Below are 26,541 nucleotides of genomic sequence, written 5' to 3' on the forward strand. Positions count from 1 at the left end.
TTTATATCCCTCCACCCTTGCACCACTGAAAATGTTCTAGGCAACTCTAGAACTTATCCGAAAAATTCAACAATATTGAGATTTTCCTAATGTGACAATGACAAAAGTCAAAGAGATATTTCCCATAGAGTAAATCATTTATATCTCTCCACCCTTCCACCACTGAAAATTTTCTAGGCAACTCTATAAATTATCCGAAAAAATCAACAATATTGAGATTTTCCTGATGTGACAATGACAAAAGTTAGACGTTCTTTACTTGATAAAAATCCAATCAACTTCTAAGATTAAATCAACCATTCACAAATCAAAAATATGAAATATCCAAAAGAACCTCTAACATATCCCATCACCCACAAAACAGACATAGTAGAAAATTATCATGGTGTAGAAGTGGCAGATCCCTATCGATGGTTAGAAGACCCTAATTCAGAAGAAACTCAAGAGTGGGTAAAGGCGCAGAATGAAATTACTTTTAATTATCTCGCAGAAATTTCCGAAGGAGAAAACATCAAAAAACGACTGACTAAAATCTGGGATTATGAAAAATATAGCGTTCCTTTCAAACAAGGCGATCGCTACTTTTATTACAAAAATGATGGTTTACAAAATCAAAGTATTTTATACACTTTGCCTACTCTTGATGCCGAACCAAAAGTTTTGATAGACCCTAATAAATTATCAGAAGATGGAACAGTCGCTCTTTCGGGAATTGCTATTAGTAAAGACGGCAAATTAATCGCTTATGGTATTTCTAATTCTGGTTCAGACTGGCAAGAATGGCGGATTAAAAATATTGAGACAGGAGAAGATTTACCAGATGTTTTGCAATGGATAAAATTTAATGTACCAGCTTGGAAAAATGATAATCAAGGTTTGTTTTATAGTCGCTACGAACAACCACAAGCAGGAGAATTAGAAGAAACTAATTATTTACAAAAAATTTACTACCATAGTTTAGGTACTCCTCAAAGTGATGATGTACTAATTTATGAAAAACCAGAGCGAAAAGAATGGAGTTTTAATTGCTATGTCACGGAAGATAGTAAATATTTAGTTATTACAGTTTGGCAAAGTACAGACCGCAAAAATTTGGTTTTTTATCAAGATTTAACTATAGAAGATGCGCCGATAGTAGAACTAATTAGTGAGTTTGAAGCCGAATATCGTCTAATTGATAATGATGATAATATCTTTTGGTTTGTCACAGATTTTGATGCTCCGAAAAGACGAGTTATTGCCATTGATATTAATAATTCTCCATCTCCTTCTTTAGTCACAGGAGAAAATAAGGATAAATGGCAAGAAATTATTCCTGAAACAACAGATACATTGAGAGGGGTAGGCACACTTAATAATCAGTTTGTTGCTTTCTATTTAAAAGATGCTCATACTCAGGTAAAAATATTTAATCTTGATGGTTCCCCAGTCAGAAATGTAGACTTACCCGGAATTGGTTCTGTGGGTGGTTTTTATGGTAAACGTCATGACACAACCACATTTTATAGTTATGTTAGTTTCACAACTCCATCAACTATTTATCAGTACGATATGGTAAGTGATGAAAGTAAAATTTATCGCCAACCAACTGTAGATTTTAATCCTGATGAATTTGAAACCAAGCAAATTTTTTATAGTAGTAAGGATGGTACAAGTATCCCCATGTTTATTACTCATAAAAAAGGTGTAAAGCTAGATGGCAATAGCCCAACTATTCTTTATGGATATGGAGGATTTAATATTTCTCTGACTCCCAACTTTTCTATTAGTAGATTAGTTTGGTTAGAGATGGGTGGGGTATATGCAGTTGCCAATATTCGTGGTGGTGGAGAATATGGTGAAGAGTGGCATAAAGCAGGGATAAAACAACAGAAACAAAATGTATTTGATGACTTTATTAGTGCTGCTGAATGGTTGATTGAAAATAAGTGGACTTCATCGAAAAAATTAGCTATTACTGGTGCAAGTAATGGTGGTTTATTGGTAGGTGCTTGTATGATTCAAAGACCAGAATTATTTGGTGCAGCTCTACCTGCAGTAGGAGTAATGGATATGTTACGTTTCCATAAATTTACTATTGGTTGGGCATGGGTTGCTGATTTTGGTTCTCCAGATAATCCAGAAGAATTTAAAGCTTTATATGCTTATTCTCCTCTACATAATTTAAAGCCTGAAAAATCTTATCCTGCAACTTTAGTTACTACTGCTGACCATGACGACCGAGTTGTTCCAGCTCATAGTTTTAAGTTTATTTCTGCTTTACAAGCAGCCCATATTGGAGATAATCCAGTATTAATTAGAATAGAAACTAAAGCAGGTCATGGAGCAGGAAAACCTACTACGAAAATAATTGAAGAAATTACAGACGAATTTGCTTTTTTGCTGAGAAATTTTGAGATTGAATTGCCAAAAAATTTTGGTAATTAAGGTTTGCTGAAAAAGTCTGATGAGTAAAGGTAGGAGATAAGCATTCAGCATTCAGCGGTCAGCTATTAGCTTTACTACCTTTAGTGGACAATTTAAGCTCTTTGTTCTTGTGCTTCAGTTCTTTGTTCAAAAATGCAGTAGAAGTTAAGCAAATATTTGGTTCATTCATTTTTATTGCGCTCGATCTGACTGCTAATAGGTGAATGCTTACGGTAGGAGTAATTTCAGTTATTCAATTATCAGTTACAGCGGATTCTACTTTGGTGAGATACACCCATCTTGCATTCATTTAATTGTTAATATCTGTACTTCATGTACTTGGAATCTGCTGTATCAGAAGTTTATCTTTGTTTTATACCCTTGAAAGGGGAGGCTTGAGACCTTATTTTTTTGTCAGGAGTAAGGAGAATAATAGAGGAGGTAGAAGAAAAAATTGTCTCTTTATTTTTCTGGGTTTAGTTTTTCCTGGATATGGATATTTTAACAGAACCAAAATCAGATTTCTACATCTATAAAAGTTATGAAAAATATCTAATTAAACTCCACAAATACCCCTTTCTTGGTTCCACTGGTTGTCAACTGATACTGATACTTCTGAACCAGGTTTGACATTACCTCCTGATGTATCGATAAGAACTACATCTGCTGCTCCTAAATAACCACCTCGGTAAATTGGTTGACCTTGCTCATTTACAGTATCGTAGGTTAATTCCGAGACTACAGGGGGTAAATCTAGAGAACGATCAAACCTGACTTGAGTAAATAATCCATCTACATAGGTTGCTGTATAAGGGTAGCCACCATGATCCAATCCATCACAGTATAAGACCATTGCTGCGTGGGCGAAAGGTACTGGTAGAAAAATTGTGCCGACAAATAGTAGGACAAATGTTGCTACTAATGTAGCTACTAATTTAGATATTTGTTGTGGGAACTTATGCCACACACTGCTGAAAAACTTAGTCATAAGATTGTTCATGTTTTTTCCTCGTTGAAAGATTCAATAAATAGTGAATGTTATGACAATATCAAAAAATTACTCTTCGTCAACAAAATAATTTATTACTCCAAGTAATGTTTATACTAAAATTTTTCCAGAAGAATTTTATGATGACAAATTTTTGTCCAGAATTTGTTAACAAAAAACTCTTGATTATCCAACCTATTATGTAGGAGTTAAACAATGTCCTTACAACCTTTGACCATTATCAATGACAACTATCAAGCAGTGAAAAATGATGGACAAGATGTGATTGCCGGATTGAAAAAAAGTCCCAAGAGTTTGCCACCCAAATATTTTTATGACGATCGCGGTTCAGAACTATTTGAAGAAATTTGTCAGTTACCTGAATATTATCCGACTCGTACAGAAGCTTCTATTCTAGAGGAATATGCAGATGAAATTGCTCAACTAACTGGATGTTGTGAATTAGTAGAATTAGGCAGTGGTAGTTCGACCAAAACTCGCTTGTTGTTGGATGCTTATCAAAAAATAGGTGGTTCTTTTAGATATGTACCTACTGATGTAAGTGGGGGAATACTCAAAACTAGCGTACTAGAGCTACAAGAAAAATATCCAAATTTCTCCATTGAGGGATTTATTGGCACTTATGATGAAACTTTAGCTCATCTAAAGTCAAACCCTACACCAACCTTTTTTGAAGGAACTTCCCTAAACAGAACAATTTGTTTTCTGGGAAGTTCTGCCGGCAATTTTCCACCACAAGAATTCGACCGTTTTTTGAAGCAAGTTACTGATGCTTTAAAACCAGGAAATTATTTTTTACTTGGCATTGATTTACAAAAACCCAAAGAAATTTTAGAACCAGCTTATAACGATAGTAAAGGAGTTACAGCTGCTTTTAATTTGAATATGTTATCCCATTTGAATTGGCGTTTCCAAGGCAATTTTGACCTCGATTTATTTACTCATAAAGCTATTTATAATCAAGAAAAATCGCAAATAGAAATGCGTCTTTATTGTCAAGAAAATGTCACATTCTCTTTGGAAATTCTAGATGTAAAGGTTGATTTTGAGAAAGGGGAAAGTATTCTGACTGAAGTTTCTCGCAAGTTTGATTTAGCAGTTATTCAAACAGAGCTGGAAACAAAAGGACTTAAAGTTAAGAAAATGTGGACAGACCCTAAAAGATGGTTTGGATTAATTCTTTGTCAAGCTTAATTTGAAGGAAGAAGGAAGAAGGAAGAAGGAAGAAAAAAAATATGGTAAACATTTCCTATGGAATGTTGCCCAAAGAGAGGTCATGTCTCAGCAATTAGTGGGAAAAAACTGTAGGGTTTTGGTTTCCAAATTCCTACGGTAAAATATTAAAACCTATAGCGTTTTCAAATGAAGTGTAAATCTAGATTGAGGTTTTTTATCATAAAAATAATCCTGTCTTGAGTGCCTACTAATCCTTGTGGAAAGCTACTACTTAATGTTGTTTTCCTTTACTTTCTTTATTACTTATTCACAAAAAAACTGAATCCTAAATCTTAAACACCTTGCAAAAGTAAACAATTAAAATTATTTTCCCGTTAATAACACTATGAACCAGATAAAATCTACTACTCCACCAAAACTTGATAATAGTAATACTAACAATAAACTACGCCAAGATATCCTTGATTACTTTAACAATGCTTGGCAACTTGAAGATATTTTGATGAACAGTCTAGTTGGTGAAGAAACATTTTATTCCAATCCCGACCCTTTGAGAAATCCTTTAATTTTTTATCTCGGACATTCAGCAGTTTTCTACATCAATAAATTAATTCGTGTGGAATTATTAGAAAAACGCCTCAACCCTAACTACGAAATATTATTTGAGCTAGGAGTAGATCCAGAAATACCAGAAGAGTTAGACCAAGCGATCGCCCATATCAACTGGCCTAAACTTGAAGATGTTTGGCAGTATCGAGAAAAAGTCTATCAAATCATTTTGGACCTAATTGAGAAAACCCCTCTAAATCTCCCTATCCATCAAAATCATCCTCTGTGGGCATTGATGATGGGTATCGAACATCAACGCATTCATATCGAAACTTCATCCATGTTGTTTCGGCAACTACCTGTAGAAAAAGTAAAACGTCCTAGTAATTGGGAATATGCTCCTACAAATGCTAGGCCAATTAATAATGAAATGGTTGAAGTTTCTGGTGGGGTAGTAAAAATAGGTAAACCAGAAGATAATCCTACTTTTGGTTGGGATATAGAATATGGCGATCGCCAAGTTGAAGTCTCGTCTTTTGTTGCTAGTAAATATTTAATTACTAACGCAGATTTTCTAGAATTTGTCAAGTCTGGTGGTTACGAAAATCAAGATTTTTGGACTCAAGAAAGTTGGCATTGGAAAACTGAAAATAACATCAAACATCCTAAATTTTGGATAGCTGAAAATGGTGGTTATAAATATCGAGCTATGTTTGATGAAATAGATTTACCCTTAGATTGGCCTGTAGAAGTTAATCATTATGAAGCAATGGCATATTGTTGTTGGAAAGGTGAAAATACTCGGTTAATGAGTGAAGCTGAATATAATTTAGCAACTTATGGAAATGGTAAAGAAGTAGAGGTAGATAATTATAATCTAAATTTTAAATTTGGTTCTCCTACTCCTGTTGGTTTATTAGAAACTGCAAAAAATGAATCGGGATTATATGATTTGCGGGGTAATGTTTGGGAATGGTTAACTGATAATTTGAATCCTCTTTCAGGATTTAAAACTCATCAACTCTATGAAGATTATTCGGCTCCATTTTTTGATAGTCAACATAATATGATGTTAGGGGGATGTTGGATAACTAATGGAACAGAAGCTTTGAAATATTATCGTAATTGGTTCCGTCCAAACTTTTATCAACACGCTGGTTTTAGGATTGTTCAAGGGTAGTAATAACAGGTAAATAAGCTCTAAATATTCTTGAATAAAACATTCCTCTGGTCTTGGTAAAAATTTGGCATAATTATAGACTAACAGAAGTTATGACTCAGAAAAAGTTTTACCTACTAACTGACTCAAGCATTATTTTTTCTTATCTGGTATCTAAATGGATTGAAGCTTTTGAAAAAATGCCAGAATTTCAAGGAATATTAGTTAAAGAGGAAGTTCAATCAAACAAAGTAATTACAGAAAGAAAAAACTTTCATCAAAAATACTTTGGTCAAAAAAAATTGACTGAAGTTATCTCTGGAAAAGTTAGAAAATTTAGGAAGAGCAATTGATAATTTTAGTAGTTTAGAAGATTTGTCTAATTTGCACCAAGAATCAGAACAGTAGTAGGTGGTAAATTGACGTTAAAATATTATAGTAAAAGGCTATTTTGTCTGGGAAAAGAGTCTTAGAAACGAGTCATACTCCTACCTATTATTTTTCCCCCGAAGATATTAAATTAGAACATCTAATTGAAACACCAAAGAAAGGTTTTTGTGAGTGGAAAGGTATTTATCAATATTACGATGTTTGTATTGGTGAAAAGTATATAAAAAATGCCGCTTGGCGATGTGTTGAACCTACGGCAAATTTTGTAGCTATTCAAGAATACTATAGTTTTGTGGCTGCTTTAATGGATGCTTGTTATGTTAATGATGAGTTAGCTACGCCTCAAGCAGGAGATTTTTATGCAGGATGGATTACTGCTGATATTGTCGGGCCATTTAAAGGCGAACCAGGTACAAGATGGTGGTAAATAATTAAATAATGAAAATATAAGTAATTGAAAATTAAGACAGTTCTCAAAAAGCAAGCATATGATAATTATTATTTGTTATATAATACTTATAATGACCTTTTTATAACTACAAAATTCAAAATAATATGAAATTAACAAATGATAATTATAATCCTTCAAAATCTTATTATCAAGCAGAAAAGTTAGACCTAGATTCATGGTTTCAGGTGACTCAAATAGATTATGAAAAATTAATTGAAGAATATTCATTTAATAATCTATTTAAAGGATTTGCTAAAAATAAACTCAAGCTTCTAGATATAGGATGTGGTACTGCTAAATTTCCTAGTTTGTTAGACAAGAAACTTGAGGGCGATATTCATATATCAGCAGATTTACTTGACATTTCAGAATACTGTCTACAGGTAGCGCAAAAACAATTTGATAGTTGTCAGCATTTTAGTATAAATAAAACCTACTTATCTGGGACAGAAAATCTTCAACAATTAGTTGAAAAAACTAATAGCTACGATATTATATGGGCAATTCATTCTCTTTGCACTGTCGATCCAAATAGAATGGCAGATGTATATCTTTATTGTTTAGATTTATTAGGTGATAATGGTAAGTTTTTAATTTATCAACTTGCTGAAAAATCTTCTTACAACAATTTATATAGTTTTTATCTGAGCCATTATGCAGAACGAAAAAATACCACATATTTTCTAACATCTGAAGACCACAAACAAATTTTGGATACGTTAGGAATAAATTATGAAAATATTAGATTCCGTTTTTCCCACAGGATAAATTTTGAAAGTAAGAATATACTAGAAATATATTTGAAAAAATGTGTTTTTGATAATACATTAGATGTATTGAATTTTTTTCAACCTATATTACAAGAGTCTTTTGATCGAGAAACTAATCAATACCAATTTGAGCAGATAGTTGATTTGCTTATCATTGACGAAGTTAGCAATATTTAGCAAGATAAGGAGATAAATTCCGTGAAAATAGAAGTGATTAAAATATCTGATTTTACAATTCACGAACATCATCTAAATGTTATCTATAGTGCCGATAAATTTCAATTCTCAACAAAAGTTTTTTATCAGGATGTATCTTTCTCTGCCTTGCAACAAAAATACTCTCAAGAACTTATCGAAAAAATAGCAAGTTATATTGCTTTATTTGAAGGGATGAAGTTATGTTCGTTATTTCCGAAATATTACGATATTTCTAGAATAGCTACACATTTAGAAAAACCTGTTTTAGAATTTTTTGTCAAAATTTATCAAGGGGTATTTGGTCAGCATTGGTATGAAAATAATATTACAGATTATCAGCAACCAGAATTTATTTATGCACAAGATTTAGGAGAGGCTAATCCTGTATCAATATTAGGAGATAATCGTACTATTCTGACAGGTTGTGGCGGTGGTAAAGATAGTATTGTTGCTATGAAAATGTTAGAAGAAGCAAATATTCCTTTTGCCTCTATGCAATATTCTCATAGTATTTATGGAAAAGCAGATTTACAACATAATTTAATTGCTGGAGTAGTAGCAGAGGTGAATCCAGTTAAAAGTCATAAAATTTCTATTTTTGATGATTTTGTTGACTTTCCTCTTTTTCAATTATATTTCCCAGAAAATTCAGGAATTATCGCTCCAGAAACTCCAGTATCTGTCTTTGAATCATTATTTTTAATGTTGGATAAAGGATACAATTACTTATGTTTAGCTCACGAAAAAAGTGCTAATACGGGAAATATGTTTTGGGAAGAAATAGGCAGAGAAGTTAACCATCAATGGGGAAAAGGTCTAGAAGCAGAAAAACTTTTAGACCAATTTATTCGGGATAATCTCTTATCTAATTTTAAATACTTTAGTATCCTACAACCTATTTACGACCTTCGTATTTTTCAAAACTTGAGTAAATATCCTGAAGTTATTCCGAAAATTCATTCCTGTAATATTAAAAAACCTTGGTGTAAAAAATGCCCGAAATGTGCCTATGTTTGGTTAGGGTTAATGGCTTTTTGTCAGACAGATATTGTTGATGAAGTTTTTCAGGTAAATTTATTTGATGATGAAGATTTACTGCCGATTTTTCAAGCAATGATAGGTTTATCAACCCATACTCCCTTTGAATGTATTGGCGAAATTGATGAAAGTCGTTTGATGATGAAAAAATGTCTGGAAAAAGGTTTATCTGGTAAAGCATTAAATATGTTTGCTGAAGAAGTTTTATCGGATACTAGAATTGACTGGGAAAAAATAGAATATAAATATAATTCTGTGTATGAAAAAGAACACGCAATCCCGGACTGGTTATTTGAAAAGACTAAAGAAAAATTGTAAATTTAATTGAGAGTAGGGAGTAGGGAGTAGGGAGTAGGGATAGGGTTCGACCGAATAAAATCTCCTCAGTCTTTTCCTATAATCCTTACAAACATTTTATTACTTAATAACTGAAGTCTTGAGGAAATATCGCGTGATTTTTGGGAATTGATATAATCAGTAATCAAAGGTAGAGGAAAAAATAGAAAAAATGATGATGGATAGTTTACAAAAATCAGTGATCGCTAACTTTATCTCAGACCCAAAACTCAAGCTCGTCAAACTTAATGAGCAAGAATATATGGAGGGACTAATTGCTTATCGCAGTCAGCAAAATGAACAAGAAATAATCCTTGAAGCTACATTTCAGGCCATAGAAAAATATAAGTCTTCAGAAGAAAGTTACACTATTTTGAGTATAGGTTGTGGCAGTGGAATTTTTGAGAAACCTTTTTTGACAAAGCTGCTTGAGTTGAACAAATCTATTCATTTTGTTGGAGTAGACCCAAACAAAGTAGAATGTGCAAAAACACAAGAATGGTGTCAGGAACTTAGCAGATTTAAACCAGAGAAATTTAGATTTAAAATTCATCCGGTTAAATTGGAAAAATTTGAATCATCCCAAAGTTTTGACATCATTCTATTAATTTATTCATTTTACTATTTTTCAGAAATTGAATCCTCTTTTGAGAAAATTCACGAACTTCTGAGAGAAGAAGGGATAGCAATTATTGTAATAGCCATAAAAACAGAAATAAGCGAACCTTATTACTATGTAAATCAGCGACTTGATCAAAGATCAATGCTTTTTAGCGACGATTTACATCAATTATTTTCTGAACACAATATTTCTGTTCATCAAGAAATTATAGAATCTCCATTGAATATTACAGAATGTTTTCAGAATGATTCTCATTTGGGTAAACATTTACTAGATTTTATAGTTGGTGCTAATACGACATATTTTTCTCCTTCGCAATTACAAGTATTGCTGGATTATTTGAGCAGCAATTCCCAAAAATTGGAGGGGGGAGAAATTATGATTCCAACTTCTGTAAGCTTTTATTATTTTCAAAAGCAGAAGGAAGAGGGAAGAAGGAAGAAGGAAGAAGGTTTTAGTTATCTAGGAGAGAAGGAAGAAGGAGGAAGGTTTTAGTGTAAGCATTCAGCAATTAGCGGTCAGCTTTCAGGAATTAGTAGTTTAAGGATTTGAGTAATATTGAGTCGTGAGCAAGTAGCTAATTTATTTCAGACTTTTAATTCTATTAAATCTTTCAAATCTGATTTCTCTTTCAAGGGAAATTAAGTTAATATAAGAAAACTTAAAAAACTATAGAAGCCTAAATTATTGTTGTCGAGCAAGATTTTATAAGTAATTTTCAAGAGAAATGGAGTAAATTTATGTTTGTCAAAGGAATCAAAAAAGGTAAAATTATTGAGTTATTAGAGGAGGTAGATTTTCCTGATAATCAAGAGGTTTTAGTAGAAATTAAAAAGGTAGGTGATTTTTGGTCAGCTTTACAAGATTTTAGGAAAAGGGTAGATTTAGAAAGTATTGATGACGATTCTTTTGAGAATTTACGGGATAAGTCACCGGGGAGAATGGTTCAACAATTAATAATTAATTATTAATTATTAATTATTAATTATTAGGGTTTGCTGATTAAATATCAAATTATTGACTGATATTGGTTTGAGCAATTTTAGCTCTGGAGGGGGTGCAAGGTTTTAGGTGGTAATGGTTCAAAAATTCAGGATTTTGGTCAAGAGTTGGGCAGAACTATCTTGGGAAAATTCTTACTCCTACCTCCTCGCTCATTCCCATTTCTCCCCTCCACCGGAGGGGTTAGGGGTGGGTTGTCTCCTGTCTCCTACCTTCACCCATAAGACTTTTTCAGCAAACCTTAATTAACAATTACCTCTCCTTGAAAAGAAGAGGATTGACTAAAAAGAAAATATTTTCTTTTTTCACCTTTAAAGGAGAGGAAAATTAAATCTATTCGTTAATTAATCTATGAATTAAACTATGCCAAATTAAACCAACAATAATTAACCCTAAACCAACTAACCAAATTTGCTGGTCTACCCAAAAAGCTAAAAACAAACAAGCAGCTAAACCGACCCAACCTAACCACTTAGGATAAAGTCTTTCTTCTGGAGAAAGTTTCAGAGCAGCAAAATTAGTAATAGCATAATAAATCAAAACATTAAAAGCACTAAAAGACCAAGTAGTCTTCACATCACCAATTAAAACCAAAAAAGCGATCGCTACTCCCACTACTATCACAGCTATATAAGGAGTAGTTTGCTCATTATTCAATCTAGCAAAAACTCTCGGTACATCTCGCCGACGCCCCATTGCCAACAAAACCCTGGACAAACCCAAAATTAAATTTAACAATACTCCTAACATTGCCGTCACAGCACCAATAGCAATTAACTTCGGAATTACAGGAACACCTAAACCTCCTACTTTAGCAATAACCTCTAAAGGAGCAGCTAGACTAACATCTGCTTGAGACAATTTATTAATCACTTCCTGACCAACTACCACAGTTACTACAGCGATCGATATATATAACAGACAGGTAACTATCATAGTTAAAGCGATCGCTCTCGGAATAGTACGTCGTGGTTCCTTAACCTCCTCCCCCAAAGTTGCAATACGACCGTAACCAGTATAAGCAACAAACATTAAAGCAGCAGCTTGAAGTAAAGATGCTATAGGTTTATCCCCAGGAAAAAAAGGCGTTAAATTTTCCCCAGCAGACCATACTACTTGAGGCACCCCTGCCAAGATAAACAAAACCAGAGAAAATAACGTAATCGAAACAATAATAATATTAGTAAAATTAGAACGACGAATTCCACTTAACACAACTATTGTTAATACAACCACAGCAGTTAAAGCAGTCAACACCAACCAAGTCTGATTATTGATACCAAAAGCATTCAACAAATAACCAGCAAAACCCAAAGCAGCAGTAGCAGCAGAAGCACTTTTCGCCAACAGAAACATCCATCCAGCAATAAAACCCAACCAATGATTCAGATATTTATAACCATATTCATAAGTACCGCCACTCACAGGATGGTTTGCTGCTAACTGAGCGCTATTAAAACCATTGCAGATAGCAACAACAGCACCTATTGCCACCGCAATAATTACCGATGGACCCGCAATACCAGCAGCAATACCAATACTGACAAATACTCCCGTACCCACAATTGAACCTAAACCCATGAGGGTAGCGCCGAACACACCAATTTCTCGTCGAAGTAAAGGCGGAGATGTCATGAGATTTTTATCCTTAGTATAGTAATATGATTTTAGTTGTGAGATATTGGATACTTTTAGAGAACAGAGAACAGAGAACAGGGAACAGGGAACAGGGAACAGGGAACAGGGAAGAAGAAAAAAATAAAATATATCAATAAGATAACTGCTATATTCCTTCCTTTAAAGGAACACCTCAATTCTCACATCTGATTCGGTGATTGCTATATTTTTGTTTTTTATATAGCAGAAGGAAAAATCTGGCGTTGTCTGAATTTTAAGCATTTGATATGTCCGCCCCCTTTGCTTCGATTGCTATAGAATCCTTATGGTATCTTTGCACGGGGTACGGGTTTTTGGCAAAGGAGTCATTTCAGTAGGGGTTATATCAAATCCTTTCGGGTTCGGTATAAAAAAATGTTCCATCTGAGCGCCATTGCCACATCTTTCTCGATATCCCCACCTCTCCATCTCCCCATCTCCCCACACTCCCCACACTCCCCACACTCCCCACACTTCCCACCCTCTTTCTTCCTTCTTCCTTCTTCCTTCTTCCTTCTTCCTTCTTCCTTCTTCCTTCTTCCTTCTTCCTTCTTCCTTCAGACTTCAGACTTCAGACTTCAGACTTCAGAAGCATCTCCACCAACAACAACATTCCTAATACGCAAACTCGGACCGCCACAACCAACAGGTAAACCATCTTGCCCACCCTTACCACAACCCCCTGACTCATCCCAATAAAAATCATCGCCGATCGCCTCAATATCAGCCAAAGTCTCAAACACATTTCCAGAAAGAGTCACATCCCGCACGGGTTCAGCTAACTTACCATTTCTAATCATCCAAGCTTCTCCAGCACTGAAAGTAAACATTTCCCCATTAGTCATTCCACCCAACCAGTTGCGAGCATAAACTCCCTCCTTAATATCAGTAAATAAATCTGAAGTAGGAGTATTTCCTGGTGCTATCCAAGTATTAGTCATCCTGACTATAGGTGGATAATGATAATCAAGACAACGTGCATTACCCGTAGGTGCTTCTCCCAATTTTCCCGCAGTCTCCCGCGAGTGTAAACGTCCTACCAAAACACCATCTTGAATCAACTGGGTAGTAGTTGCTGGAGTACCTTCATCATCATATATATAACTACCCCGATGTACTTCTTCTTCTACATTATTATTTAGCAAAGGCGACACCTTAGCACCATCAAATATTTGTAAATTTTCAGGACCAAACCTCCGACCAATTGTCATCACTTCCAATAAATCGGGATTTTCATAGACCATATCTGCTTCCGAGAGATGACCAAAAGCTTCGTGAACAAATAGACCTGTGAGAATTGGGTCAATAACTACAGTGTAAGTATTACCTTGAACAATAGGCAAAGCTAGAGAATTCACAGCTCTTTCCGCAGCACTACGAACATAATTATCTAAATTAGTTAAATCTTCATAAGCTTTGCGGGAACCAGTAGTTTCCCTACCTGTTTGTACGGTTTCCCCATCCCTGGCGGTGGCAGCAAAACGTATTTCCATATCTACCCAAGATTGTTCTAGCATAGTGCCTTCGGAAGTAGCGAGAATTACTTTTTGGGTACTATCCCCATAACGAACAGATACGGTGGCAATTCGACCATCAACACTCCGCAATATTTGGCCATAATGTTCGCATAGTTCTTTTTTGTTGGCCAAAGATATATGGCGTGGATCTGTACCTGTGAGATGAACTGCATGAGTTGCTTGAATTATGGGGATGGGAGCTAGAATTGTTTCTTCTTCTCCAATCAATTTGGCCACAGCGATCGCTTCTTCTATTCTGTCTTTCAAGGTTGAGAGTTGATTAAAGCTGGCAAAACCCCAACCTCCTCGGTAACAAGCTCGAACTTGACCACCTATGGAAAGACCTTCGCTTAGGGTTTCTATTTTGTTGCCTCGCAAGAGAATATCTGTTCCTTGAGATTCTTCTAGGCGAATGGCCAGATAATCCACTTGAGAACTATAATTAGCGAGCAAGTCGGATAACATATTTTTTGCGTCAGTCAGTAATACAGGCATTAGAGGTTTTGATAAGTTAAAAAAGATTGTACAGGTGTTTATAAGTCAAAAGTTACAAGTTAAAAGTCAAAAGTCAAAAGTTACAAGTTACAAGTTACAAGTTACAAGTAATCTCTAACTTACTTTCAGCATTTAGTATTGTCTGTGCCCTAATTGCGTAGTGCTATATGATATCTATTGCTAAATATAAGGACTAAAAACTTTGACACTAACTATAGCAATCCTAAATAGGTCGTGACAAATCAAAAAGTAAATAAAAAAACTAAAACTCTTACCTGTTTCCTGTTCCCAGTTAAGTGTTCCCTAAAAAGCAGTAAGATTTTTGACACGAATAAAATAGGATTGCTATATAGTAATTTAAAATAATTATTTCACATCATCAGAAGCGAAATTATTTGTGAAATCTTTCAACTGAATTGGTATTAGTTAAAGTTTTTTATCAAGTCAACAATCAAATTATTGACTTTTGTCATAATAAGCGGACATTGCGGTTATTTAGTTCGGTTCTACCAACATCAGTAACGGATAAATACCGATACCCTAAGTATTAATGATTTACTTATTTTTTGGACAACTAATCGGGGAATGCTTCAATCTATAGCAATTCGCAAAAAGAGTGAGGTACAAAATTCCTTGGTTTTAGGCATTAGGGAGTAGGGAGTAGTAATTCTGGTTCTGTAGGGATCGATAAAAAAGAAAAACAACTGTACCTCATTAGCTTGGGAAAGACTATAACTAAGGAAGAGGAGCAATTTTCCCATTAATTAAATATGATCCAATTTTTTCTTCTTGTGCGGAAAACTTAATACACAAAATTTAAGATATAAGACAAGAAAAAAATATTGAAAGTTTTGCATTTTATTTTACTATTTTTTTTAGCAAAGCTAGTTAAAGTTTCTGTAGAAGTTTAAATTTATCTTTTTATTTTGGGTTTAATACCCCACCGTCAACGGGGGTGTTTACAATTGGTTGGAGGTTGTAGACGCGGAGCGGCTTGTCGAAGACTATCCCCATCCATTTTTTCTTCCTTCTTCCTTCTTCCTTCTTCAACAGTTAATAAATTAAGATTATTTATTTATATTATGAAAAAAATGGACAACTATAACTATATATTACCAACTATAAGTGACATTTTTGCCCTAGAAATGTCAAGTGATGATTTGCCTAAAAAAACAATGGAACTGGCAAAAGAAAATTCTCCTCCTTCTATGAGACAGAGAAATCAAAATTTGTATTTAAAGGCTCAAAAGGAATGGTATAGTGCGATCGCTACTGTTAATCAATTATTGGAAAATTCATCAAAAAAGTCTGGTTCTCAAGATTTTCAAAATCAAGAGATGACAAAAACTATTTATTCATTAAATGAGAGAGATTTTATCGACAATTCAAAAAAATCTACTCCTAATTCGTTATTCTCTGATATCAAATCATATCGTGGATTAGTATTATCTAGTCCTACTCCTATCTTAACAAATCCTGCTTTAACTAAGAATTTTTATACTTCAGTTTTTACCAGTAAAATACAGGAAAATTCAGACTGGTTATCCATTTTTAGAAGACAAAGTTTGCCTCTATTACCAGCAGCAGATAGTATTAATTCCTTATCTACTGTTATACCAATACTACCTTTATCAACTAAAGACCCAATAACAAATGAGCAGTTTTGTTTGGTTTTAACTGCTGAGTTTAGTTTAGTTATGGTCTTAGGAAAAAGCATAAATAATACACCAGCTTTTCTATTTTCTTTTGACCCAGAAGTAGTTGAAAGAGCATGGATTATCTTACGTCAACGAATAGTATTACCTACCCATTTTCATTCTCAAAATGTCGATAAACATCAAAAAATAATCGATCAATATTCTCAATATTTAGCAATTTTAGACGGTGTTTTTGATAAATTTACACCCCGCGAACCAGACTATAAAATAGTTATGAAATTTAGTCGTTTATTATTAGATAATTTACCAACTGTAGATAGTAAAAATAAAATATTAGAACTCAATACTGATGACCAAAGTCAAAAAGACCGGGAAATTACTGTATCGCTAAAATCTCCCATTGAAAATTTCAAATCTCCTGATGTAGAATTGTTACAAGCGATCGCCCATGAAGTCAAAACTCCTTTAGCCACAATTCAGACTTTAACTCGCCTATTATTAAAACGCCCTCATCTAAATCAAGAAGTAATAAAAAAGCGTTTACAAATGATTGATGCTGAATGTACTTCCCAAATAAACCGCTTTAATCTAATTTTTAGAGCGACAGAATTAGAAACTCAGCAACTCTTAAAAGAAAAACATTCATACCTACAATTAACAACTATTCCTCTAGCTCAAGTCTTTGAAAATAGTATACCTCATTGGCAACAAAAGGCAACTCAAAGAAATCACACTCTAAAAGTTATTTTACCTCCTAATATGCCAACGGTTGTTAGTGACCCTGTTATGCTTGACCAAGTATTAGGAAATTTGATTGAAAACTTTTCGCGAAATTTACCTCCTGGCAGTCTTATTCAGGTAGAGGTAATGTTAGCTGGAAGTCAGTTAAAATTACAGCTTAAATCTGATTCTAATATGGGTGGAAAAAGTCACTCACCTTTTACAAGTTGCACAAAAACACCCTTTAAATCTATCGGTCCTTTATTAATGTTTCAACCAGAAACAGGTAATCTTAGTTTAAATTTAAAGGTGACTAAAAATCTTTTTCAAGCAATGGGAGGAAAATTAGTAGTGCGACAACGACCAACTAAAGGAGAAATAATGACTATTTTCTTACCAGTTCAATAATTTATAGCTAATCTTTAGAAGGAGAAATAATGACTATTTTCTTGCCAGTTCAATAATTTATAGCTAATCTTTAGTAAGCATTCAGCAGGAAGAGTTGACCACGAATAACTAAATGCTTAGAATCTTTTTTGTTAATAAAGTATAACACGCTCGCTCTTACAGAGTACTTCCCCTTTGTATGTCGGCGATAGCTATTAAGAGGGTTATATCAAATCCGCTCGGGTTCGGTATAAAAAATGTTCCATCTTCAGCTATTGCCAAATATGAAGCTTATTTCCCCAAACTCCCCAAACTCCCCACAAATTACACCAATGCTACCGGATTTGATATTATGCGCCAGCAAAACTACCGTTTCTTCCCTTGAAAAGGGAAGCTTTAAACATGAATTATTTAATTGTTAATTATTCAGTAATTGGTATAGCAATCCGCGCTTATGTTGTCAGATTTTCTCAATGCAGGGTTTGGTCTCCAAATCCCTTGGCGCTTTGGTTTAGAGACCAAACCCCTACAATTTTTTCTCACGAATGATTTCATATTGCTATATAAGATTTATATATATTTCTAAACATATATTTGTTTTAGTAAAGAAATGTTTTTAAGCCATTGCATTTCCAAGAAATTTAAGGTAATAAACTAATAATCAATTAGGAGCTAAGTAGGAAGGGCTGAATAAAGTTGAGACTTATAACCATCAGTCTCTTGAGAGATATTAAAGTTTTACAAGCAGTCACAGTTCGGAGTTTTCATACAGAAATAACCTGACTTATTTAACATAACCTACTATCTCCTTTCTATTCTATTAGACCATAATTATTGGTAAATTATTGATGAGTAAAATAGCTAATTGGAATCCAGAAAATACAGATTTTTGGCAACAACAAGGATCGAAAATAGCAAATCGTAATCTTTGGTCTTCTATCCCTTGTTTATTATGTGCTTTTGCTATATGGCTCTATTGGAGCATTATTACCGTACAAATGAAGAACTTAGGTTTTCCATTTGAGACAGCTCAACTTTTTAACTTGAGTGCAGTTGCTGGACTTACTGGTGCAACTTTACGCATTCCAAATTCCTTCTTAATTGCTATATCCGGGGGAAGAAATGTAATCGTTATCACCACAACATTACTAATTATTCCCTCATTAGGTACAGGGATAGCTCTACAAAATCCCAATACTCCCTACAGTCTATTCATTATCTTAGCTGCTTTGTCAGGTTTTGGAGGTGGAAATTTTGCTTCCTCCATGTCTAACATTAGCTTCTTCTTTCCCAAGAAAAATCAAGGAGCAGCTTTAGGTTTAAATGCTGGTTTGGGAAATGTCGGTGTTAGCGTCATGCAGGTTTTATTGCCTTTTGTGATGACTTTTCCTTTATTCGGACCTTTAAGCGGACAGGGAATTCCTTTACCTACAGATATAGGAGATAAAGCTGCCGGGACATTAGTTTGGATACAAAATTGTGGACTGGTTTGGGTTCCTATTTTGGTCATCCTAGCGATTAATGCTTGGTTTAACATGAATAATTTAATAACAGCTAGTCCCGATGTTGGTTCAACAATAAAAGACACTTTGATAGCTTTATTAAAATCTCTTGCCCTAATTTTCTGTGCTTTTGTTAGTGCAGCGATCGGGTTATATATGCTTCTGGTAGTTAATATCAATATGTGGATTGTTTTACCAATCACAATTGCCTTGACTGTGGTAATTATGGGTATGGTGCAAAAGCCTTTCCAAATTTCCCTCAGTCCCCAATACCGAATTTTTAAGAATAAGCATAATTGGATTATGACTTGGTTATATACCATGACATTCGGTTCATTTATTGGTTATTCAGCAGCCTTTCCTTTATTAATTAGAGTTGTATTTGGAGAGTTACCAGATGGTACAGTAAATCCCAATGCGATTAATCCTTTTGCTTATGCTTGGTTAGGTCCTTTAGTAGGTTCATTGATTCGACCTTTAGGTGGTTGGTTGTCTGACAAACTAGGAGGTGCAAATGTTACTCATTGGGATACAATTGTGATGATTGGTTCAGCTTTGGGAGTAGCTTATTATGTTAAACAAGCAAGTGTTTCTCAAACTCCTGAAATTTATTTCATGCCATTTCTGCTCCTTTTTCTCATTCTTTTCATTACTACTGGTATAGGTAATGGTTCAACTTTTCGGATGATTCCTATTATTTTTGAACCTAATCAAGCCGGACCAGTTTTAGGCTGGACTTCAGCCGTTGCTGCTTATGGTGCGTTTATTATTCCTAAAGTTTTTGGTGGTCAAATCAAAGCTGGTCATCCTGAATATGCACTGTATGGTTTTGCAATTTATTACCTCAGTTGTTTAATTGTTAATTGGTGGTTTTATGCCAGAAAAAATGCTGAAATTAGTTGCTAATTGAGGTTAATTGATAATTTAAAATATGGAGAAATTAATCAGGCAAATACCTGTAACTCATCTGGAAGATACTCTAAGTAAAATCTGCAAATTGACGGATTTTCATTATGGTTAAATTTGGTTACCTAACCGGGAAAATAATTTATTAGAACTTAGCCCTTATCACCATATTGTTGTGGGTAATTACCAAGATAATTTAGAAAAATTTCACCTCTGTAGTCAAGACTTTATCATATCTGAAGGTGAAGGATTACCTGGACGAGTTTGGTTATACAAACAGCCGGAATGGATACTAAATGTCTCGGTTGAATCGGAAGGATATTTTTTGAGAAATCAAATTGCTAAAGCTTTTGGAGTTAGAACTGGCTTTGCTGTTCCTATGATAATCGAGGAAAAAGTATTAATGATTCTTGCTTTTTTTGCTTGTGATATTCGCTCTTATTCATCTGATATTTTAGCACTAGCAATGGATGCAACAATACACTTCTAAACTTTTCTTGGAGTAATTGATACAGCAGATTCCAAGTAGATGAAGTACAGATATTAACAATTAAATGTTTCTAGTGCGGGCATCTTGCTCGCTAAGGTAAGGAACTCATCTTAGGAACTGATATGAATCCAGTAATTTTCCCAACTATATGAGAAAATCATAGATAAAAATCAGATTAATATGACTACTAAAAATCCATATATGAATCTAAGTTGCTAGTAATGTTTATCCTAAATTTATTTATGGGGTTTAGACAGTAAGAAAAAATAACTTTTACCAAAAAATTGGGTTTAACGCCTCGCCCTAGAAGGGCGACTTTTTAGTGGTTTTTTTTTAATAAATATGTTATCGTGCTGTTTAGTTTAGATAGGAATTATGAAAGCTAGATTTAAGTATCGTATCTATCCAACACCGGGACAAAAATACTGATTAGCAAAGCTATTTGGTTGTGTCCGTGTGGTTTGGAATGATAGCCTAGCTGTTGTCAAGAAAAATATAGATCGGGAGAAAAGAAACCCACGAATTCTCAACTACAAAAACAGTTTATCACTCAATCGAAAAATACTGAAGACAGAGAATGGTTATCAGAAGTTTCTGCTATACCATTGCAGCAATCTTTAAATGATTAAAACCAGGCTTATCAAAATTTTTTCAAATCGACAAAAGGTCAACAGAAAGGTAGACCTATAAAACCTCCTAAATTTAAAAGTAGAAAGTCAAAGCAAACTGCTAGGTTTACAAAAGGAGGATTTAAAGTTGGTCAACATAAAGTTTATTTGGCTAAGATTGGAAAGCTGAAAATAGTCTGGTCAAGAGAGTTACCCGCTGCCCCATCATCAGTAACAGTAATCAAAGATTCAGCTCATAGATATTTCTTGAGTTTTGTAGTAGAAATACAACCAGAAACTTTACCTAAAACTGATAATTCAGTAGGTATAGATTTAGGCATTTCAACCTTTGCTACATTTAGTGACGGTACAAAAGTTGATGATCCTAAGCCACTTAAGAAAAGAATTAAGAAGCATCGAAAGTTAAGTAAGTCATTATCTCATAAAACTAAGGGGTCTAGAAGGTATGAGAAAGCGAGAGTAAGAGTTGCCAAATTTTCCTACAGAATGCTACGCAAACATGCCAAACTAAAAGATACGCTTGACAGATTTTCTGCATAAATTATCTACTAAAATAATTCGTGAAAACCAAACAGTTGTTTTAGAAGATTTAAACGTTTCTGGTATGGTGAAAAAGCGGTGCGACCCCGCGACGACGACAGCTCGCTTGCGGAACGCGCACCAAGAGACCGTAAATTATCCAGAGCCATATCAGATTTAGGTTGGAGACAATTTAGGACACTGTTAGAAGGAAAAACTGAAAAATACGGTCGTGATTTTAGAGTAATTAGCAAGTGGGAACCAACATCACAAAAGTGTTCATGTTGTGGATTCAAGGGTGGAAAGTTAGACCTTTCAGTAAGGGAGTGGGAATGTCTCAACTGTGGTACAAAACACGACCGTGATGAAAATGCAGCAATAAATATATTGGTCGCGGGCGGGCAGTCCGAGACAAAAAACGGACGCGGAGGCAAGCGTAACCTACCCCCATCCCCTCCCGGGAGGGGAGCAAGAGGGGTGGGTGCAGCAGCCTGTGTTAGCGGAGCTTTGCGCCAGCAAAACGTCAACCCGCCGAGGAGCTACGGCTCGGTAGGAATCCCCCTGCCTTTAGGCCGGGGAGGATGTCAAAGGTTAATTATGCTCAAAATTATTCCCTTCAATGGAAATTTCTTCTAGGTCAACATAATTTACTTTCCCTAATTTAACTTCCTTGGGCACATTAGTTACCTCATATTTAGTACCTTTGGGAACTAAAACTTCGCTTTCACTATACATTGCAGAAAAATCACTAATAGACACTCCCGAATGATTATGCTTTACCCGAATCACTACTTGGTAACAATGACCGGAATAAGTCTCAGCAATCTTTGGATCGCAAGTAAAACTGGTGACTGAATCTAAAGTATAATCTCCGTGGGGTTTTAATTGTTTAATAAAAGATTTTATTGATTTTTCACTAAAAGACATACCCCGATAAATATCACCATCATAAGCGGGCATTTTGTGCATAAAATTGTTAAGAATTTTAACATTCCCTTCGTTTTTTCCTTCTTTATCTGCCCGTCTAATTTTACGAAAATCTGAAGTAGTAAATCTTTCAAGTGCGGATAATGATTTTGCTGCTTCAATAGAACTCATTCCGCTTAATTTAGCAACCTGAGCAACGAGTTTGTTGTTTTCGCAAAGTACAACATTGTTCATAAAGTTCATCTCAACTCGATACTTTTTATTATCTCCTAAAATTACTCAAAAAGTAACCCATTCATTTAGATGATTTTTGCCTCATCCATATGGGTGAGTTTGAAGCTTAAAATTGATCCTGATCTAATATTGCCAGCAATTTCTCAATAATTCTTCAAGAAAATTCAATAAGTATAAATAACTAATAAGTCCTAATAAAATACTATAAATTCTAATTTAATTAGTAAATTAGTAAGAAATAATCTATCAATACTTTCCCGATCAACTTGTAAAAGTACAAACTTTAGCAATAACTACCTGGACTTAAATCTTAGCAAGACCTTCCTAAAATATGAAGATAAATTACGGTATTTTTGAGTGTAGGTTATGACCATGTTATATCATGTCAGCTCGGGTAGCGCGATAGAACTCCGTTCCGCGCTGCGAACATAAAATTCTTAGGTGGCGCGATGGTATAGCGCTGCGCGCAGGCAACAGCTCATTTGGGAACAGCTCCGGAAGGGGGAATAAAAAGCTGATAATATAAGAATTTTAGCTATTGGACAACTCCTGCAATTTGTAAATATGCCAGCGAACATTGCTATAGGTGTAAATTCAAGAGGGAACACTGGAAACGGAGCGAAAATGTGAGATATTTCTTCAATATTTAGGGGAGAATATTTTTATGATACTTAATCATCCGGATATGATGTTATACCAAGTGTGATAAATGTTTGCTACATTATTTTTATACCTAATTAAATGGATTTGATATCAAAGATAGCTCGAAAAACTATAACGTTGGAGTTTTTTTGATGGCTCTATTCTATTGCTAGAGTCTGGCAAAAGCCTTAATTTACCGTCGGTACAATAATTCCATTCCCCAAGGCGATCGCTTTTGTGGGTCGGTTAAACATCTCAAAACTATTGTACAATAGATAAATAAGAACCCCGTTGAAAAACTATAACGTTGGAGTTTTTTTTGATTTATCTATTTATTTTATTGCTAGAGTCTGGCAAAAGCCTTAATTTACCGTCGGTACAATAATTCCATTCCCCAAGGCGATCGCTTTTGTGGGTCGGTTAAACATCTCAAAACTATTGTACAATAGATAAATAAGAACCCCGTTGAAAAACTATAACGTTGGAGTTTTTTTGATGGCTCTATTCTATTGCTAGAGTCTGGCAAAAGCCTTAATTTACCGTCGGTGCAATAATTCCATTCCCCAAGATGATCGCTTTTGTGGGTAAGAATTCCGTCGAAAAACTATAACGTTGGAGTTTTTTTTGATTTATAGCAATGTGCGCTGGTATATTTACATACTACATACAAATCTATAATAGTATTGCAGCGACTGTATGACCTATATTTTTCATAAATTACGCGCTCGAACTCCGTGACGCTGTCGCGATCGCGTCTTTGTCAAAATGTTCAGGATGCCTGTTCAGGTATTTACAATTTACAGTTAATAATTGGCAAAAGCTTGGCCAAAAATTTTGTTTGCGCAGCATTCCGCAGGAAAAGAACCTTAGAAAATGCCACAGCCAAGGTCAATCTTTGTTTTGTGAGACTGCTGCTTAAGAGATTGGCGATCGCCTGATTATTGAAAAAAAAGATACCATCAGGGTTCTATATAACCGGATTTTATATTACAGCAGTTTTCGAGTTGATCAGGTACAAGGTACAAGGTACAAAGTTCTATGCTTTTAGGGAATAGAGAACAGGGAACAGCAGTGCAACCCCGCGTCAGCGACAGACGCAAGCGGTCGGAATCCGTCTTTTGCTCGCGCAAAGCTCCGCTTTATATGTTGCAGAGCAAAAGGTAAACTACAGACAAAATATAAGTATCTTTGAAGTTTAATAATTACAGACTTAATAACTGTATTCTATGTTAATGAAAACTGCTATAAAATGACGGTTATTTAAGTTTTTATGGATAGATATAGAATCAGAAATACTGGGCGATCGCTCTGTTAAAATTATAGCGTTAGCGGAGCTTTGCGTCAGCAATCGCTCTATTTGCAATGCGCCATATATAGTGTCTTTCCCTAAGTCCTGACTATTTATCAACTCAAACATCAATTATTATCCAAATATCTAGTATCAGAGCTCAAATATCCTAGGCGTTGGTGATGCGTGGTTATGATTGTGCTTGAATGGCAATTGTCTAACTATTAACTGAAAAACATTTTATATTTGGCTAAATTTAGGTTTCATAGCTTGATTCACCAACGCCATATCCTACAATTAAAATGACGGTTATTTAAGTTTTTATGGATAGATATAGAATCAAAAATAGTAGGTGATCGCTGCAAAAATCATAGCGTTAGCGGAGCTTTGCGTCAGCAATCGCTCTATTTACCATGCGCTATATATAGTGTATTTGCGTAAGTCCTGATGTATTTAATTTAATTGCTGTAAATATGTCGGCGACAGTCGAAACAGACGGTAGAGTATGTCAATTAATGTGGATTTTTTTCAGAGCAGTAATAATCTGACTATTTGCTTGGGGAAATGTAAATTGCTCGATATTATCTAAAGTTACCCACTTAAACTCATCACATTCTATAGTTTTTGCTGTTCCCCGCAAATAGCGACAATGATAGACATGAAGTGTTACTTTAACTTCAGAATAACTATGTTCTATAGTAATTAAATGTTCTTCTACTGCAATCTCAATTCCTAACTCCTCTAAGATTTCTCTTTTAATACAATCTTCTATTGTTTCCCCTGCTTCTATTTTGCCACCTGGAAATTCCCATAAACCGCCAAATGCACCCCCAGGTAGTCGTTTATCAATTAAAATTTGTCCTGCTTCATTCCAGATGACAGCAACACCAATTAACTTATGAGGCAATATCATATTTTAATCTTTTCTATTTCAAACAAAAATCCTCTGGTTAATTAACCAAGAGGACGATCAAAACTTAATTAATTAACCTTCATTATTGCTGATTTGATTTCCTGGCAAAGATTTTTCAAATGTCATTCTCTGTTCAGCATTTCTGAGAAAATAACCACTGATCATTGCTGAAGCTAATAACTTACCTAAATTTTCTCTACTGGTTGTTACACTTACATTAAATTGTTCTGAGGGTAGATTGCCTAAAAGTCCAACAATGTTTCTTTCCATCACTTGAAAAACTTCTTGAGAATTTGGCTTTGATAATTGAGAAACTGTGTCTGAACTCATAGATTGGACATATTCCCAGAGTAAATTACTTCCTTCTGAACTTTCTTCAAAAAACTCTCGGGTTTGATTTCTTCTATTGGTCACTTTACTAACTCCGTTTCAGAAACTTTGTTTATATCGACAAATCAAATGTGGTTGATTGACTTAACCACATAATATATTGGGGTTGTTAATATTCTTACTTCCTATAAACTAATGTAACAGCATAATTGTCACATCAAAGTAGATATAACCGAAATTATTACTTCAGGTATTTCCAATGTCCATTATTTAAAAGCTAGCTTAAAATGTGCGTAGAAATTATGGCAGCTAGAATATTAACCATTGGTTGGGACAAAATTTGCATATCATTTTAATAGGATCTATAAGTATATATTATGAATAATACATTTTGAAGCTTTAAATGTCAATATAACTCAAGTCCGACAGCATCGGTATGATCGAGTGCAAGCAATAACAAATTCAAAAAAGGTAGTGACATCTTAATTGGTAATTGATTCCGACAATAAAAAACCATCAATTCCATAAATTATAAAAATTCAACACTTTTTCCTCTTTTTAATCCTGTTTTTCTTTCCCTGTTTCCTGTTCCCTATGTTGTGACTGTAGAAATATTTTATGA

At 34.5% G+C, this 26,541-nt stretch carries 23 protein-coding genes and 1 pseudogene; 16 read left to right on the plus strand and 8 right to left on the minus strand.

Annotated features, from left to right (window positions below; all coding sequences use genetic code 11):
- Nucleotides 1–315: 315 nt before the first annotated feature.
- A complete protein-coding gene (locus F6K27_RS05775; protein WP_287274783.1) occupies nt 316–2,427 on the plus strand; it encodes a prolyl oligopeptidase family protein in 2,112 nt (703 codons plus the stop codon).
- 535 nt (nt 2,428–2,962) lie between these two features.
- Here F6K27_RS05775 and F6K27_RS05780 read toward each other — a convergent pair.
- Nucleotides 2,963–3,406: a hypothetical protein gene (locus F6K27_RS05780; protein WP_287274781.1), complete on the minus strand. Its 444-nt coding sequence runs from the start codon at nt 3,404–3,406 to the stop codon at nt 2,963–2,965.
- 204 nt (nt 3,407–3,610) lie between these two features.
- Between F6K27_RS05780 and egtD the strand changes: the two genes are divergently transcribed.
- The 8 genes from egtD to F6K27_RS05820 all read left to right on the plus strand — a co-directional run bounded on the left by egtD (nt 3,611) and on the right by F6K27_RS05820 (nt 11,075).
- Complete coding sequence (gene egtD, locus F6K27_RS05785) at nt 3,611–4,609, plus strand: L-histidine N(alpha)-methyltransferase (protein WP_287274779.1); 999 nt, start codon at nt 3,611–3,613, stop codon at nt 4,607–4,609.
- Nucleotides 4,610–4,976: 367 nt separating this feature from the next.
- Nucleotides 4,977–6,320 carry a 5-histidylcysteine sulfoxide synthase gene (gene ovoA, locus F6K27_RS05790; protein ID WP_287274776.1) on the plus strand — a complete coding sequence of 448 codons (1,344 nt, stop codon included), beginning with the start codon at nt 4,977–4,979 and terminating at the stop codon, nt 6,318–6,320.
- A 92-nt stretch (nt 6,321–6,412) separates the two neighbouring features.
- Nucleotides 6,413–6,652, plus strand: coding sequence for a hypothetical protein (locus F6K27_RS05795; RefSeq protein WP_287240745.1), 240 nt, complete (start codon nt 6,413–6,415; stop codon nt 6,650–6,652).
- Nucleotides 6,653–6,750: 98 nt separating this feature from the next.
- Nucleotides 6,751–7,116: a DUF427 domain-containing protein gene (locus F6K27_RS05800; RefSeq protein ID WP_287240747.1), complete on the plus strand. Its 366-nt coding sequence runs from the start codon at nt 6,751–6,753 to the stop codon at nt 7,114–7,116.
- A gap of 128 nt (nt 7,117–7,244) precedes the next feature.
- The gene (locus tag F6K27_RS05805; protein ID WP_287274774.1) at nt 7,245–8,087 is read left to right on the plus strand and encodes a bifunctional 2-polyprenyl-6-hydroxyphenol methylase/3-demethylubiquinol 3-O-methyltransferase UbiG; all 843 of its coding nucleotides are present in this window, start codon (nt 7,245–7,247) and stop codon (nt 8,085–8,087) included.
- Between the two features lie 21 nt (nt 8,088–8,108).
- On the plus strand, nt 8,109–9,464 hold the full coding sequence (locus F6K27_RS05810) for a hypothetical protein (protein WP_287274773.1): 1,356 nt from the start codon (nt 8,109–8,111) through the stop codon (nt 9,462–9,464).
- 190 nt (nt 9,465–9,654) lie between these two features.
- Nucleotides 9,655–10,599 (plus strand): class I SAM-dependent methyltransferase, encoded by a 945-nt coding sequence (locus tag F6K27_RS05815; RefSeq protein ID WP_287274771.1) that lies wholly within the window; start codon nt 9,655–9,657, stop codon nt 10,597–10,599.
- A 245-nt stretch (nt 10,600–10,844) separates the two neighbouring features.
- Nucleotides 10,845–11,075, plus strand: a complete 231-nt coding sequence (locus F6K27_RS05820) for a hypothetical protein (RefSeq protein ID WP_287274769.1) — start codon at nt 10,845–10,847, stop codon at nt 11,073–11,075.
- Nucleotides 11,076–11,439: 364 nt separating this feature from the next.
- On the opposite strand, the gene F6K27_RS05825 is transcribed toward F6K27_RS05820, so the two are convergent.
- From F6K27_RS05825 to F6K27_RS05835, 3 genes are all read right to left on the minus strand, one after another.
- Nucleotides 11,440–12,741, minus strand: coding sequence for an APC family permease (locus F6K27_RS05825; RefSeq protein WP_287274767.1), 1,302 nt, complete (start codon nt 12,739–12,741; stop codon nt 11,440–11,442).
- 367 nt (nt 12,742–13,108) lie between these two features.
- On the minus strand, nt 13,109–13,243 hold the full coding sequence (locus F6K27_RS05830; protein ID WP_287274765.1) for a hypothetical protein: 135 nt from the start codon (nt 13,241–13,243) through the stop codon (nt 13,109–13,111).
- Between the two features lie 97 nt (nt 13,244–13,340).
- Nucleotides 13,341–14,774, minus strand: coding sequence for a TldD/PmbA family protein (locus tag F6K27_RS05835; protein WP_287274764.1), 1,434 nt, complete (start codon nt 14,772–14,774; stop codon nt 13,341–13,343).
- Nucleotides 14,775–15,865: 1,091 nt separating this feature from the next.
- Between F6K27_RS05835 and F6K27_RS05840 the strand changes: the two genes are divergently transcribed.
- From F6K27_RS05840 to F6K27_RS05870, 7 genes and pseudogenes are all read left to right on the plus strand, one after another.
- The gene (locus F6K27_RS05840) at nt 15,866–17,560 is read left to right on the plus strand and encodes a sensor histidine kinase KdpD (RefSeq protein WP_287274762.1); all 1,695 of its coding nucleotides are present in this window, start codon (nt 15,866–15,868) and stop codon (nt 17,558–17,560) included.
- An 827-nt stretch (nt 17,561–18,387) separates the two neighbouring features.
- A complete protein-coding gene (locus F6K27_RS05845) occupies nt 18,388–19,947 on the plus strand; it encodes an MFS transporter (protein ID WP_287274760.1) in 1,560 nt (519 codons plus the stop codon).
- Between the two features lie 175 nt (nt 19,948–20,122).
- Nucleotides 20,123–20,437 (plus strand): hypothetical protein, encoded by a 315-nt coding sequence (locus F6K27_RS05850; RefSeq protein WP_287274758.1) that lies wholly within the window; start codon nt 20,123–20,125, stop codon nt 20,435–20,437.
- A gap of 435 nt (nt 20,438–20,872) precedes the next feature.
- A pseudogene (locus F6K27_RS05855) lies at nt 20,873–21,058 on the plus strand (helix-turn-helix domain-containing protein); the annotation flags it as partial.
- A 65-nt stretch (nt 21,059–21,123) separates the two neighbouring features.
- Nucleotides 21,124–21,606: a transposase gene (locus F6K27_RS05860; protein WP_287274866.1), complete on the plus strand. Its 483-nt coding sequence runs from the start codon at nt 21,124–21,126 to the stop codon at nt 21,604–21,606.
- On the plus strand, nt 21,587–21,766 hold the full coding sequence (locus tag F6K27_RS05865; RefSeq protein WP_287274869.1) for a transposase: 180 nt from the start codon (nt 21,587–21,589) through the stop codon (nt 21,764–21,766). Before F6K27_RS05860 ends, F6K27_RS05865 begins: the two co-directional genes overlap by 20 nt.
- Complete coding sequence (locus F6K27_RS05870) at nt 21,685–22,221, plus strand: zinc ribbon domain-containing protein (protein WP_205127631.1); 537 nt, start codon at nt 21,685–21,687, stop codon at nt 22,219–22,221. The genes F6K27_RS05865 and F6K27_RS05870 overlap by 82 nt, the downstream gene beginning before the upstream one ends.
- Here F6K27_RS05870 and F6K27_RS05875 read toward each other — a convergent pair.
- The 4 genes from F6K27_RS05875 to F6K27_RS05890 form a co-directional block, all read right to left on the minus strand.
- Nucleotides 22,177–22,746 carry an ADP-ribosyltransferase gene (locus tag F6K27_RS05875; RefSeq protein WP_161564375.1) on the minus strand — a complete coding sequence of 190 codons (570 nt, stop codon included), beginning with the start codon at nt 22,744–22,746 and terminating at the stop codon, nt 22,177–22,179. The genes F6K27_RS05870 and F6K27_RS05875 overlap by 45 nt on opposite strands.
- Nucleotides 22,747–23,755: 1,009 nt before the next feature.
- Nucleotides 23,756–23,914 carry a hypothetical protein gene (locus F6K27_RS05880; protein ID WP_287274756.1) on the minus strand — a complete coding sequence of 53 codons (159 nt, stop codon included), beginning with the start codon at nt 23,912–23,914 and terminating at the stop codon, nt 23,756–23,758.
- 1,270 nt (nt 23,915–25,184) lie between these two features.
- Nucleotides 25,185–25,589: an 8-oxo-dGTP diphosphatase MutT gene (gene mutT, locus F6K27_RS05885; protein ID WP_287274454.1), complete on the minus strand. Its 405-nt coding sequence runs from the start codon at nt 25,587–25,589 to the stop codon at nt 25,185–25,187.
- A 72-nt stretch (nt 25,590–25,661) separates the two neighbouring features.
- Nucleotides 25,662–26,003, minus strand: coding sequence for a DUF760 domain-containing protein (locus F6K27_RS05890; RefSeq protein ID WP_124144411.1), 342 nt, complete (start codon nt 26,001–26,003; stop codon nt 25,662–25,664).
- Nucleotides 26,004–26,541: the final 538 nt, after the last annotated feature.

The organism is Okeania sp. SIO2F5, assembly GCF_010692685.1.
Lineage (GTDB): Bacteria > Cyanobacteriota > Cyanobacteriia > Cyanobacteriales > Microcoleaceae > Okeania > Okeania hirsuta.